Origin of the sequence: Acinetobacter sp. SWBY1, assembly GCF_002946595.1 — a bacterium.
Lineage (GTDB): Bacteria > Pseudomonadota > Gammaproteobacteria > Pseudomonadales > Moraxellaceae > Acinetobacter > Acinetobacter towneri.
Map to the genome: position 1 here is coordinate 2,720,526 of NZ_CP026616.1, position 11,881 is coordinate 2,732,406.

Annotated in this window: 15 protein-coding genes and 4 tRNA genes; 3 read left to right on the forward strand and 16 right to left on the reverse strand. The window is 42.4% G+C overall.

What is annotated here, in order from left to right:
* Window positions 1–42 precede the first annotated feature (42 nt).
* Window positions 43–1,929 (reverse strand): RNA polymerase sigma factor RpoD, encoded by a 1,887-nt coding sequence (gene rpoD, locus C3Y93_RS13085; RefSeq protein WP_004972247.1) that lies wholly within the window; start codon window positions 1,927–1,929, stop codon window positions 43–45.
* A 373-nt stretch (window positions 1,930–2,302) separates the two neighbouring features.
* Between rpoD and C3Y93_RS13090 the strand changes: the two genes are divergently transcribed.
* On the forward strand, window positions 2,303–2,512 hold the full coding sequence (locus C3Y93_RS13090; RefSeq protein WP_004972246.1) for a PA3496 family putative envelope integrity protein: 210 nt from the start codon (window positions 2,303–2,305) through the stop codon (window positions 2,510–2,512).
* Window positions 2,513–2,580: 68 nt separating this feature from the next.
* Complete coding sequence (locus tag C3Y93_RS13095) at window positions 2,581–3,105, forward strand: YecA family protein (RefSeq protein ID WP_004972244.1); 525 nt, start codon at window positions 2,581–2,583, stop codon at window positions 3,103–3,105.
* A gap of 105 nt (window positions 3,106–3,210) precedes the next feature.
* Here the strand turns inward: C3Y93_RS13095 and C3Y93_RS13100 are convergent, their stop codons facing one another.
* The 5 genes from C3Y93_RS13100 to C3Y93_RS13120 all read right to left on the reverse strand — a co-directional run bounded on the left by C3Y93_RS13100 (window position 3,211) and on the right by C3Y93_RS13120 (window position 6,696).
* Complete coding sequence (locus C3Y93_RS13100) at window positions 3,211–3,753, reverse strand: hypothetical protein (protein ID WP_096901027.1); 543 nt, start codon at window positions 3,751–3,753, stop codon at window positions 3,211–3,213.
* A gap of 225 nt (window positions 3,754–3,978) precedes the next feature.
* Window positions 3,979–4,395 (reverse strand): ABZJ_00895 family protein, encoded by a 417-nt coding sequence (locus tag C3Y93_RS13105; protein ID WP_104853140.1) that lies wholly within the window; start codon window positions 4,393–4,395, stop codon window positions 3,979–3,981.
* Between the two features lie 48 nt (window positions 4,396–4,443).
* Entirely contained in the window at window positions 4,444–5,058 is a 615-nt protein-coding gene (locus tag C3Y93_RS13110; protein WP_004972240.1) for a DedA family protein, read from the reverse strand.
* A gap of 75 nt (window positions 5,059–5,133) precedes the next feature.
* Entirely contained in the window at window positions 5,134–5,421 is a 288-nt protein-coding gene (locus C3Y93_RS13115; protein ID WP_004972238.1) for a hypothetical protein, read from the reverse strand.
* 342 nt (window positions 5,422–5,763) lie between these two features.
* Window positions 5,764–6,696: a rhodanese-related sulfurtransferase gene (locus C3Y93_RS13120; RefSeq protein WP_104853141.1), complete on the reverse strand. Its 933-nt coding sequence runs from the start codon at window positions 6,694–6,696 to the stop codon at window positions 5,764–5,766.
* A 217-nt stretch (window positions 6,697–6,913) separates the two neighbouring features.
* Here C3Y93_RS13120 and C3Y93_RS13125 point away from each other — a divergent pair, with 217 nt between their 5' ends.
* Window positions 6,914–7,399 carry a DUF1289 domain-containing protein gene (locus C3Y93_RS13125; RefSeq protein ID WP_004972234.1) on the forward strand — a complete coding sequence of 162 codons (486 nt, stop codon included), beginning with the start codon at window positions 6,914–6,916 and terminating at the stop codon, window positions 7,397–7,399.
* Window positions 7,400–7,494: 95 nt separating this feature from the next.
* Here the strand turns inward: C3Y93_RS13125 and panD are convergent, their stop codons facing one another.
* The 10 genes from panD to lolB form a co-directional block, all read right to left on the reverse strand.
* Window positions 7,495–7,875, reverse strand: coding sequence for an aspartate 1-decarboxylase (panD, locus tag C3Y93_RS13130; protein ID WP_004972232.1), 381 nt, complete (start codon window positions 7,873–7,875; stop codon window positions 7,495–7,497).
* A 146-nt stretch (window positions 7,876–8,021) separates the two neighbouring features.
* The gene (gene pth, locus C3Y93_RS13135; protein WP_004972230.1) at window positions 8,022–8,603 is read right to left on the reverse strand and encodes an aminoacyl-tRNA hydrolase; all 582 of its coding nucleotides are present in this window, start codon (window positions 8,601–8,603) and stop codon (window positions 8,022–8,024) included.
* Window positions 8,604–8,621: 18 nt separating this feature from the next.
* Complete coding sequence (gene rplY / locus C3Y93_RS13140; protein ID WP_004972228.1) at window positions 8,622–8,918, reverse strand: 50S ribosomal protein L25; 297 nt, start codon at window positions 8,916–8,918, stop codon at window positions 8,622–8,624.
* 101 nt (window positions 8,919–9,019) lie between these two features.
* Window positions 9,020–9,973 carry a ribose-phosphate pyrophosphokinase gene (locus tag C3Y93_RS13145; RefSeq protein WP_004972226.1) on the reverse strand — a complete coding sequence of 318 codons (954 nt, stop codon included), beginning with the start codon at window positions 9,971–9,973 and terminating at the stop codon, window positions 9,020–9,022.
* 36 nt (window positions 9,974–10,009) lie between these two features.
* Window positions 10,010–10,084 (reverse strand) — tRNA-Gln (locus tag C3Y93_RS13150).
* 93 nt (window positions 10,085–10,177) lie between these two features.
* Window positions 10,178–10,252 (reverse strand) — tRNA-Gln (locus tag C3Y93_RS13155).
* Between the two features lie 19 nt (window positions 10,253–10,271).
* Window positions 10,272–10,346 (reverse strand) — tRNA-Gln (locus C3Y93_RS13160).
* Window positions 10,347–10,373: 27 nt separating this feature from the next.
* A tRNA-Gln gene (locus C3Y93_RS13165) sits at window positions 10,374–10,448 on the reverse strand.
* Window positions 10,447–11,277 carry a 4-(cytidine 5'-diphospho)-2-C-methyl-D-erythritol kinase gene (ispE, locus tag C3Y93_RS13170; RefSeq protein ID WP_104853142.1) on the reverse strand — a complete coding sequence of 277 codons (831 nt, stop codon included), beginning with the start codon at window positions 11,275–11,277 and terminating at the stop codon, window positions 10,447–10,449. Before ispE ends, C3Y93_RS13165 begins: the two co-directional genes overlap by 2 nt.
* 19 nt (window positions 11,278–11,296) lie before the next feature.
* Complete coding sequence (gene lolB, locus C3Y93_RS13175) at window positions 11,297–11,875, reverse strand: lipoprotein insertase outer membrane protein LolB (protein ID WP_004972223.1); 579 nt, start codon at window positions 11,873–11,875, stop codon at window positions 11,297–11,299.
* Between the last annotated feature and the right edge of the window lie 6 nt (window positions 11,876–11,881).

An 11,881-nucleotide genomic window follows, 5' to 3' on the forward strand; every position in this document is an offset into this window, starting at 1 on the left:
GGCTGAATTTAAAAATTTCAATAGCTCATTTATGCAGCAATCTTAGTCATTTTCCAAGAACGAGCGTAAGTGTTCAGAACGAGAAGGGTGACGAAGTTTACGTAAGGCTTTGGCTTCAATCTGACGGATACGTTCACGGGTCACATCAAACTGCTTCCCAACTTCTTCCAAAGTATGATCGGTTGGCATATCAATACCAAAACGCATTTTCAGAACTTTGGCTTCACGTTCAGTCAAGTTTTCAAGCACTTCACGGGTCGCTTCTTTTAAGCCTTCAGAGGTTGCCGCATCAACAGGTGAGGTGATGTTGCTGTCCTCAATGAAGTCACCCAAATGTGAATCTTCATCATCACCAATTGGCGTTTCCATAGAAATCGGCTCTTTGGCAATTTTCAGAACTTTACGAACTTTAACTTCATCCATTTCCAAGCGTTCGCCTAATTCTTCTGGAGTCGGTTCACGACCCATTTCCTGAAGCAATTGACGCGATACACGGTTGATCTTGTTAATGGTTTCGATCATGTGTACTGGAATACGAATGGTACGCGCTTGGTCGGCAATAGAACGGGTAATCGCCTGACGAATCCACCATGTTGCATAAGTCGAGAACTTATAACCACGACGGTATTCGAACTTGTCTACCGCTTTCATCAAGCCGATGTTACCTTCCTGAATCAAGTCTAGGAATTGTAAACCACGGTTGGTGTATTTTTTTGCAATCGAAATAACCAGACGCAAGTTGGCTTCAACCATTTCTTTCTTCGCACGACGGGCTTTGGCTTCGCCTACTGCCATACGCTTAGAAATTTCTTTGATGCCTTTAACATCTAAGCCTAACTCTTTTTCAATGTCGGCAATTTTTTGTTGGAACGCCAAAATATCTGGACGTACTTTTTCCAAATAGCCTTTTTGGTCGGCAGGTGCTTTGGCAATGTGCTCGTCTAACCAAGCAAAGTTAGATTCCTGACCTGGGAATGAGGTACGGAATTGAGTACGATCCATACGACCACGACGCACCGCATAACGCATCACTTCACGTTCAGCAGTACGAATTTGTTCATGTGTACCACGAATCATTTCCGAAATAATATCGAATAAACGTGGCGTAAATTTAAACATCATGAATACAGTCGCTAAAGCTTCTAAAGCCTCTTGAGCTTCGGCACTTTCACGACCATGTTTTTCAATGGCAGCAATTTTTGCAAGATAAGCCTGTTCCAATTCACCAAAACGCATTCTTGCAATTTCTGGGTCTGGACCTGAATCTGCTTCAGATTCTTCTTCGGCTTCAGCTTCTTCTTCCTCATCGTCATCATCAAGTTTGACGTCTTTGGTTGGTTTGTTGCTGGTGTCTTCTTCTTTGTCTAAATCGGCTTCGTCTTCTAAAACTTCTGGAATTTCTTCATCGGTTTCAGGGTCTAAATAACCTGATAAAATATCGGCAAGGCGACGTTCGCCTGCTTCATAATCTTTATATTCTTGCAGTACCACTTGCACTGCGTTTGGCCAGTAGGCAATCGAGTGAAGTACATCGCGAATCCCTTCTTCAATACGTTTCGCAATGCTAATTTCACCTTCACGCGTTAACAGCTCAACCGTACCCATTTCACGCATATACATACGCACAGGGTCTGTGGTGCGACCAGGCTCATTTTCTACAGAGGCAAGTACCGCTGCAGCTTCTTCTTCAGCAACTTCGTCGGCAGCTTCCGCATTATCCTCGAACATTGCATCATCAGATTCAGGCGCACGTTCATGCACAGGAATACCGACGTCTTGAAGCATTTGAATAATGTCTTCAATCTGCTCGCTTTCTGTGATTGAGTCCGGGAGATGATCGTTAACCTCAGCGTAAGTTAGGTAACCTTGCTCTTTGCCTCGGCTAATCAGAGCCGCTACTTGCGAAGTAGGGGAATTCATATCGCTCATCTTTGCTTACTCTTCGTTGAATCTGTGGCAGTGAAAAACCGTGCATGATAGCACAATTCGCTTTAAATAGGGGGTGAATTGATCAATCAAGCATGATTTTAAAATGATGTTTGAATGAAGAATGTGATAGGAATATGGGGCTTCATTACTGTTTTTCAAGTCAATTTCCTTTTTGCCCGCAAAATATTTTTATGATTGGGGCGAATCTCAAATAATGATACTAACTTGTTCATAAATACACAAATTTGCCGCAATGTTGCAAGCTGTCTATGTTGCAGTTTTTTGAAAAAAATAAATAAAACTTGACAATATTTATAAAGGCAGATAAATAGCGGCTAGACCCTTCACATTTTTTCATTCTGAGGTAGTTTTAGTGTCTTCTACAGATTTTGAACTAGATGATAACTACGGTGATGATGATGTTAATTTCGATGAGGCATCAAACAAAATAAGCGCGAAAGAATCTTTAGAAAAGCGCCGTTTGATTGATGATTTACTCGCACAACGTCGTTTGGAACGTGAGCTCAAAGATTTTGATTATGATTTTGACGATGACGACGATTTTGACGATGAAGATGACTAAAATCAGGTACTGTATCTGGCATTGAAAATGCTATGCTACACCCCTAAATTGACACCGATGGATTTGAAATGACTGCTTTAGATTTAGACCTGTTAAGTGAATATCTAGATGGTGACCAAAACGAGTATGGTCTAGACTTCGCTGCAACGCATGGTTTCTTGTGTGCCATTGCAGTTGGACCTCAATTTGACCCATGGTTAAATGAATTGTTTGAAGGCAACCAAAAGAAAGTGCCTGCTGAAATTATTGCGCAAATTCAGGCTTGGTTAGAAAGCATTCGCCAAAGTTTAGCCAATGAAGAAGGCATTGAGTTTCCATTTGAAATTGAAGAAGCAGAAGTTGATTCAAGTTTGGGTGATTGGAGCGTTGGCTTTGTCGATGCGATGTTCTTAAACGAAGAAGCATGGTTTACGCCTGAATTTGAAGAGCAATTGGTTGATTTAACTTTGCCAATGATGGTGTTTAGCGGCATTGATGAAGAAGATCCACAAATGGAATCTTTCCGTCGCAATGGTCAGTTAATGGACGAAATTGCAGAAGAAATTCCTGAAAACCTGAATGAATTATATTTGATGTACCACACGCCTGATTAATGGCTTGGTTTACATATTGTGTAATATGTAATCCTCATAAAAAAAACGCACTGCGCAAATCGCAGTGCGTTTTTTATTATGGCGCTTCAATGATCATGTTACCAATTAGCGTGTCGCACGATCCCAAGCATCTTTGACAGCAAATTTAGCTTGTTCCCACGTTAAGCGTGAACTGCCTTTAATTTGCTCCCATTTGCTTCTTAGATCGGGCTCAACATCTTCGAAACGTGTGTGCGTATCATAATGTGGGCGGTTTTCATAACCAATGCGATAGGCATTTTGATAGTCACGATCATAATCTAAATCATGATAATGGTTGCGTGTTTCTGTAAAGTAGGTTGTATTTAAGCTATTGGTACGCCAGTAAGCTTCTTCTTCGGTAGGGTTCACAACTTCTGCTGCACCTTTACCTGCCAAACCACCCACTACAGCGCCTACAGCACCACCGACCACAGCACCTACTGGACCACCCAGCGCACCTACTGTTGCACCAGTAGCCGCACCGCCAACAGCACCTAAACCAGTACCGACAGGGTGTGCACCAGGTTCTCCTGTAATTGGATCGGCATTTAAGCGATCACGTTCTTCTTTTGGTAAGTTCTTAACCACATCACGGTCAATTTTTTCATTGCGTTCAAAATCTGACATTCGAATCACCTTTTTATCTTTGTATGCGTTATAGCGTTCCTATATTCATAAATCGCTATGAATAGGCTTAATCTACGCTGCTACAATGTAGGCTTATAGCCTATTCAGAATGCATTTCAGTTACAGCGCATGTCAGACGTAAATTTATGTGTGATATATCAGCCTGATGTTGATTTTAAGTGTTTGATGTTGCGGTTCAGTGTGAAATACGTACTTTAGGTAAGCTTATAAGTACTTTTTTTGATAATAACGGTTTGCATACCAACCATAGGCAATATGAAAAACTGCACCATGGATCGCAATCAAACACAGCATCACCACCGCAGCCAAAGCCAGTCCTGCTTTATCTGCAGCTTTTAAAATGGCTTCTGCATTCGGATTCATCAGCACCAAGAAAAAAACAAAGAAGCTGCCAATAATAATCGCGACCGCACTTGAGCCCCAAACCAGTTGAATTTTTTCATCACTGCTCGGTAAGCGTTGTTCTTTTTTGATAAAATGTCCTGCGCTAATGAATGCTGCGGCAATTAATGCAGGGAGCAAGGTCAAGCCACCTAAGTTCAGACCAAAAATCAATACGGTAATGAGTAAGACCAGCGTAATACTGTAAACCGCAGCAAAAAATAATAAATATGGTTTCATGTCTGATTTTCCCCAAAAAATTGATTCAATTGCGCAGCAACACAAGCATTAGTCACGCATTTTACGGCGATGCCTACGGTATAAAATAATTGCGATGACTAAGAGCACCAAGCCTATAATGACATGGCTGACCTGACTGAAAATTTGCTGCATCAATTGTTGGTTTTCACCAAAATAATAACCCACGCAAGCTAAAAAAGTGGTCCAAATTATTGTGCCTAAACCACTATAAAACATAAATTTCCAAAATGGCATGTGGCTCATGCCTGCAGGAATACTGATGAGAGAACGAATAGCGGGAATCATGCGCCCAAAAAATACAATCCGATGTCCATATTGTTCAAACCAATGCAGGGAGTTTCGGACGTCTTGTTCTTTAATCCATAGATATTTACCGTAGCGATTGACCCAGTGGTAAATACTTTCATGTTTGCAGCGATAACCTACCCAATATAACACTGCCGCTGCGAACAACGAGCCGATACAGCCTGCAATGATGACACCCAATAGCAGTAATTGCCCTTGCGATGCAGAATAGCCTGCAGAGGGCATAATAATTTCAGAAGGAACGGGTGGAAAAACATTATCCAGAAACATTAACAGGGCAATACCAAGGTAGCCCAGTTGTTCCATAATGGAAATAATCCATTCAGTTAAGTTCATGCAAGTTGTGCTTTAGAAAAGTGCTTCTATCCTAAGCAGTATTGGACGAACAGTAAAGTCTTGCGCAATTTAGACTTAATCAAGCTCTGCATGGGTCAGGGTATAGATATATACACGTCTTAAGCTATATGCCACAAGTATAGGAATGGCACAGAGCAGGGCGTAATTCAAGAAATGCGCTTGCAGATGGTAGCCCACAAATGCTGCAATAATACCGCCTAAAATTGCACCTAAAGCCACAATAAAAGTATGTGACTCATGTTCCAAACAATCTTGCATTGTTGTGCTATGCGCAGCAGTCACAGATTTTACAGGGGTAAAACGTAGTGTGTGCATTGAATTTGAAATTGTTGTTTTAGGCATAGCGTCACTCCTGATTGCGGCATATAAATTTAGGAATACATAACGATCCTTGAATTTTGGGTTATGGGAGATGTTGAGTTTGTGCTAAACATCTGCACCAATATAGCCACAGATTTTGTGGCTTATTTTGATTGAATGCTATCACCCAATCTGGGGATATTGCGCAATGCTTGGTAAACAAGCGTTGTATTTTTATGTGCTATGTAATCTTGCGTGAAGCATATATGTAGACATAAAAAATCCCCATACTGGATGAGGACTTTTTCAATATGATTAGAGTGGTCGATACAACATCAACATGGCTTTTGTTAGACCTTGTTGATGTGTATGAGCCTGTACGGATTACAGACGTTTACGTTTAGCTGCGGCAATTTGTGATTGGCGCATACGGAAACCTTCTTTTTGTTTCTCACTGGTTTTATCAATACAGTACACACAAGATACACCGTGTTCATAGCTTGGTAATTCAACTTCTTCAGGCAGTAATGGCCAACCGCAAGCATGACATTTGGTGTTTTGACCTTCTTGCATACCATGTGTCACCGCAGTACGGCCATCAAATACGAAACATTCACCTTCCCATAAGCTTTCATCGGCTGGTGTTTCTTCTAAGTATTTAAGTACGCCACCTTTTAAGTGATAAACCTCGGTAAAACCTTCTTGCAACAATAATGACGTCGATTTCTCACAACGAATCCCGCCTGTGCAGAACATCGCAATTTTTTTATCTTTATGCTGTTCTAGGTTTTGTTTCACATATTCTGGAAATTCACGGAACGTTTCAGTTTTCGGGTCAATTGCGCCCTTAAACGTTCCTGCTTTGTATTCATAGTCATTACGGGTATCAATCAGAATGACATCGTCACGGGCAATCAGTTCATTCCATTCTTTCGGGTCTAGGTAGTGACCGACTAAATCACGTGGTTTTACTTCTACACCCAAAGTCACAATTTCTTTTTTCAGCTTGATTTTCATTTTACGGAATGGTTTTTCAGAGCTGTGCGACTCTTTGTATTCCATTGTAGTAAAGCCTTCATTCAACAGAAATTGGTGAACTTGATCAATCGCGGCACGATCACCCGCTACAGTTCCATTAATGCCTTCACCTGCCACAATAAGAGTACCGCAAAGGTTGATTGAATTTACCAAATCTAATAAGCGTTGTTGAAGATCGGCAGGATCTGCAACTTCTTTGAATTGATAAAGTGCGGCAACAACCCAAGTCGTGGTCGCTGGCTGTTCTACAGGTGCAAGCTGTTCTACAGTAGCGTTCATGGAGTACTCCAATAGATGAAAGACAAAAATTTAAGGCGCATATTCTAACCTGCTTTGTGTGAATATGCGAGAAAACCGAGTGCGGTACATGGTTTTAAAGCACGACACAACATTTTAAAAATGTAGCAGAACGGGGTATGATGCCACTCGTTTCAAAGAAGAATGTTGTGTTCATGTTGATGCGCCAACAGGTGTTGTTAAATATTGGAGTGTTGTGTTGAGTAAGGATCGTCAAATTGCCACTTTAACCCCGTGTGCAGGTCGTTGTTCTACGGTGTTTGGTGATGCTGTCTGTCGAGGTTGCCGTCGCTTTAACCATGAAGTGATTCAATGGAACAGTTATACGTCTGAACAACACACTGCCGTTTGGCGTCGTTTAGATGCACAGCTCGATCAGATTTTAGTGCCTATGTTGCCTTTTGCTGACCTGCGTCATGTCGAAGGGTTTATCCGCTCTAAGCGGGTGCGTTTACGTGATGATGCTTCAAAAGGGCGTAAGTTGTATCATGCACTGAAAATTTGTGAAAAAAATCGACATTTTACCGATGAAAGTGGCCTGGGCATTCACTACAAAGAAGTGCGACCTTTGTGGCAGGAATTTGAGCGTCGCGTGTTGGCGCTTGCAACCGCAAGTTATGATTTTGCATTTTTAAGGGCTGATGGTATTAGCCATAGCTTATTGCATAGCTTGCACGATGACTAATTTGTAATTCTTGCGATTAAAGACTAGAAAGACTTTTATTGAGCCATAAAAAAACTCGCAAAATTTGCGAGTTTTTTATTTTATACAGGAATGGCTTAAGCCACTTGTACAGGAATACAGTTTGCAGTGTGGCTCACGGTATTGTCTGGGTTTGCATAGACCAAACGTGGTTCGTGCGCATTGGCTTCTGCTTCAGTGAAGTCACCAAAGGTTGCAATAATAATAATATCGCCTACATCGGCTTGGTGTGCAGCACCACCATTGACTGAAATGATGCCTGAGTTGTCTTCACCACGAATTGCATAAGTTGTGAAGCGCTTACCATTGGTCACGTTCCATACGTGGATTTCTTCATATTCACGAATGCCAGCCAAATCCATGAGTGTTCCGTCAATTGCACATGAACCTTCGTAGTGAAGTTCTGCATGAGTTACAAAAGCACGGTGGATTTTGCATTTTAATAAACGAGATAGCATGGTGAGCGTCTCCTTAGTGGACCTAAGATTTTATCTTATGGTTGAATTCAAACACTGCTTGCTGGATGTCAGTTCCGAGCAGAAAGCGCATTTTGCTCTGAAAATTGCGACATGGCAAGTGTGATTGTTCAACAATTGTGGATTCATCAGTTCGGTTTATAGGCATTGATTTGATTCATGGCTTGTTGTACTTCGCCATTGACCAGTAACTTGATACGACCTAATGCATGTGCAAGTGCATCATCCATTAAAGTTTGCTCGCTACTTGGTGCTTTGCTCAGTACATGACCAGACACGCGTTCTTTTGAACCCGGATGCCCAATACCAATGCGTAAACGATGGAAGTTTGGACCTGTGTGCGGCACGATGTCACGTAAACCATTATGTCCACCATGACCACCACCCGTTTTTAGGCGAATGATCCCTGGGTTCATATCCAGTTCATCATGAGCAATCAGCATTGCTTCAGGTGCAATTTGATAGAATTTGGCGAAGGGAACAACACTTTGACCAGAACGATTCATAAAGGTTGTGGGTAATAACAGACGAACGTCTTGACCTTCGATATTACCACGTCCGCTGATCCCGTGAAATTTAGGATCGGCTTTTAATGTAATGCCATATTGATCTGCAAGGCGTTCTACAAACCAGAAGCCTGCATTATGGCGGGTTTGGGCATACTCTTTACCAGGGTTGCCCAAACCAACAATCAGTGAAATATTAGCCACTAATTATACCATGAACACTTATGCGCGTTTGAAGTCAGCGTGCATAGGTGTGTTTTTAGCAGGGTGACGTTGTAACGCTTGGATTTTCACGTTTTCAACTTTGTCGCCTACTTTGATTTCTACAACTTCTTCAAAGAAAGCATTGCTTTCTAAAGCTTTTACAAGCTCACGAAGTTCTAAAGTGATTGTTACAGGCTCAGCGTCGCCACCATAAATGATAGCTGGAACTAATGCAGCGTGACGAAGGCGGCGGCTCGCACCTTTCCCTTGGTTAGCTGCTTCACGCGCTTGAGCGTTTAATACGAAGTTTGCCATGATAGACATCCTTATTTTGAGTTTAAATAAACTAGATCTGCGACCAATCTAGTGATAGAAAACCCTGCCAAGTGGCAGGGCTTTGAAAATTTAGCGCTCTATTATAGATAAGAATCGAACATTGCGCTAATAGATTCTTCGTTGTTAATACGGCGAATTGTTTCTGCAACCATACTTGCTACAGATACTTGGCGAATTTTACCAAGTGCTTGAGCTTCTTCTGAAAGAGGAATGGTGTCTGTAACAACCAGTTCATCAATCACAGAATTTTTCAGGTTTTCAATCGCTTTGCCTGAAAGTACAGGGTGGGTAGCATAAGCAACAACGCGGCGAGCACCAAAAGTTTTAAGTGCATCGGCAGCTTTGCATAATGTACCTGCAGTATCCACCATGTCATCTACAATGACACAGTCACGATCTTTTACATCACCAATCAAATGCATCACTTGTGATTCATTCGCTTTTTGACGACGTTTATCGATAATTGCAAGATCGATATCACCCATTTGTTTTGCAACAGCGCGCGCACGAACCACACCACCAACGTCTGGTGAAACTACCATGAGATTGTCGTGTGACTGTTGACGCAGGTCAGCCAATAGCGCAGGCGTACCATAAATGTTGTCTACAGGGATGTCGAAGAAACCTTGAATTTGGTCTGCGTGCAAGTCAATCATCACTACACGGTCAATCCCTACAGTGGTGAGCATATCTGCAACCACTTTAGCGGTAATTGGAACACGTGTAGAACGAGGACGACGGTCTTGGCGGGCATAACCGAAGTAAGGAATAACGGCAGTAATACGACCTGCACTTGCACGACGCAACGCGTCAGCCATCACCAAGATTTCCATGAGGTTGTCATTGGTTGGCGCACAAGTAGGTTGTACGATAAATACGTCTTTACCACGGACATTCTCGGTAATCTCTACAGCAATCTCACCATCAGAGAAGGTAGAAACTGATGCAGCACCTAAAGGAATGTGCAAGTGGCTTACGACTTTTTGAGCGAATTGTGGATGCGCGGTTCCACTAAAAACGACAAGATTGGGCATGAAGCACCCTTGGCGGTTGGTGTATGTAGGAATAGATGGCAGGGGTAGCTGGATTCGAACCAACGGATGCCGATATCAAAAACCGGTGCCTTACCACTTGGCGATACCCCTAATGCGGCAGAACTTTAATATTTTTACTGCGTTCTGTCAAGGTAAATTAACAGGATAGCGGTAATATTGGGGGTTCTGTCTAATGCGAGAAAATGGCAGGGGTAGCTGGATTCGAACCAACGGATGCCGATATCAAAAACCGGTGCCTTACCACTTGGCGATACCCCTAGATTTGATCACTGTAAGATGGCAGGGGTAGCTGGATTCGAACCAACGGATGCCGATATCAAAAACCGGTGCCTTACCACTTGGCGATACCCCTAATACAGTAATCTACAGGTGAAAGAGATGGCAGGGGTAGCTGGATTCGAACCAACGGATGCCGATATCAAAAACCGGTGCCTTACCACTTGGCGATACCCCTATTGTACTGTGAAATGTCGTAATGGAGATTCATCTAAGCTGTTCACAACGTACGCAGTACATGGTGAGTGTGCCAAAATGTCGTCTACATTCATTTCTGCAGTCACTTCAGTAAAGACACAAGCACCTGTACCTGTAAGCTTTGCTTGACCAAATTGGTCTAAATAACGCATTGCTTCATCAACTTCGGGGTATAAATTTCGTGCCACAGGCTCAAAATTATTTCCAAAGTCAGATGGCTTTATCTGATAGCCGCAGAATTTAGTGGGCTTCGTGTTTCTTGTCAATGTTTTTTGTGAAAAAAGTAGTTGAGTGCTGATAAAACAGTCAGGTTTTAACACAATATATTGTTTTGGGGCTAAGTCTATGAATGTTAACTGTTCACCAATGCCTTCTGCCCATGCATTACGACCATGCACAAAGATAGGTACATCTGCTCCGAGCTGTAAACCAAGTTCAGCTAGTTTTTGAGTATCCAAGCCACATTGCCAAAGTTGATTGACTACAATTAAGGTGGTTGCGGCATTGGATGAACCTCCGCCAAGCCCTGCACCCATAGGGATGTACTTCTCAATTGAAATATTTAAACCTGTGGCTTGTTTCGCGTAAGGTTTTAAAATTTGCGTGGCTTTGTAAATCAGGTTTTGCTCTAAATCGACACTATTTAAGCCCTGAATTTGAACAGTCTGCGTAGCATTGACTTCAAATTCTAACCAGTCGTATAAATCAATCAGTTGAAAAATCGTCTGCAATTCATGGTAGCCGTTGTCACGACGCCCAGTAATGTGCAAAAACAGATTTAATTTGGCAGGTGAGGGTACACGAATCATGGCGAAACTTGGCAAGTGATTAACGATTTTGGATGAGCATTGTAATACGGTTTTCTTGCCCTGATTCAAGTGCTTGTTTCAAAATCAGACGGTTTGGCAAACTAGCACTGTCGTTATAGCTCAAATCGACCGTCCAACCATCTTCAATAAATTGAGTCGGGCGCTGTTGGGGGTCTTTTTGAATTTGGGCATTGACCGTTGCAGGTCGGGCTTGTACCCAATCGACCAAGTGGGTGATGGGCGCTTGCCAACCTGTGGCTTGTTCTAACAGTTCTTCAGGACTTTCGGCATAAATTATCCCTGTTTTGGCACTGTTGAGGGTGACTTGTCCTGGTTGTCCGCTAATTTGCGTTTTACCAACGCCCAAAATGCCGCTCAGTTCAATATCAAACTGCTGTTGCTGCTGTACCCAAGTAAAAAAGGCACTGCCAGATTGCTGCGGAGTGCGCACACCAATTTTGCCTTGTAGGTTAAATTGATTTTCGGCTTCAACTTGCTGTGAAATGTTGGCTGGTTTTTGTACGAAAGGCTGACAACCTGTCAGCACAAGGCTACTGGTGGCAAAAAGGGTTAATCCTAATTTTGAAAATAAACGCATGAATCT

Bases quoted from the DNA above. Each gene is read 5' to 3' on its own strand.
- rpoD (WP_004972247.1), bottom strand. From the start codon at position 1,929: ATGAGCGATATGAATTCCCCTACTTCGCAAGTAGCGGCTCTGATTAGC.
- C3Y93_RS13095 (WP_004972244.1), top strand. From the start codon at position 2,581: ATGACTGCTTTAGATTTAGACCTGTTAAGTGAATATCTAGATGGTGAC.
- C3Y93_RS13100 (WP_096901027.1), bottom strand. From the start codon at position 3,753: ATGTCAGATTTTGAACGCAATGAAAAAATTGACCGTGATGTGGTTAAG.
- C3Y93_RS13105 (WP_104853140.1), bottom strand. From the start codon at position 4,395: ATGAAACCATATTTATTATTTTTTGCTGCGGTTTACAGTATTACGCTG.
- C3Y93_RS13110 (WP_004972240.1), bottom strand. From the start codon at position 5,058: ATGAACTTAACTGAATGGATTATTTCCATTATGGAACAACTGGGCTAC.
- C3Y93_RS13115 (WP_004972238.1), bottom strand. From the start codon at position 5,421: ATGCCTAAAACAACAATTTCAAATTCAATGCACACACTACGTTTTACC.
- C3Y93_RS13120 (WP_104853141.1), bottom strand. From the start codon at position 6,696: ATGAACGCTACTGTAGAACAGCTTGCACCTGTAGAACAGCCAGCGACC.
- panD (WP_004972232.1), bottom strand. From the start codon at position 7,875: ATGCTATCTCGTTTATTAAAATGCAAAATCCACCGTGCTTTTGTAACT.
- rplY (WP_004972228.1), bottom strand. From the start codon at position 8,918: ATGGCAAACTTCGTATTAAACGCTCAAGCGCGTGAAGCAGCTAACCAA.
- C3Y93_RS13145 (WP_004972226.1), bottom strand. From the start codon at position 9,973: ATGCCCAATCTTGTCGTTTTTAGTGGAACCGCGCATCCACAATTCGCT.
- ispE (WP_104853142.1), bottom strand. From the start codon at position 11,277: ATGATTCGTGTACCCTCACCTGCCAAATTAAATCTGTTTTTGCACATT.
- lolB (WP_004972223.1), bottom strand. From the start codon at position 11,875: ATGCGTTTATTTTCAAAATTAGGATTAACCCTTTTTGCCACCAGTAGC.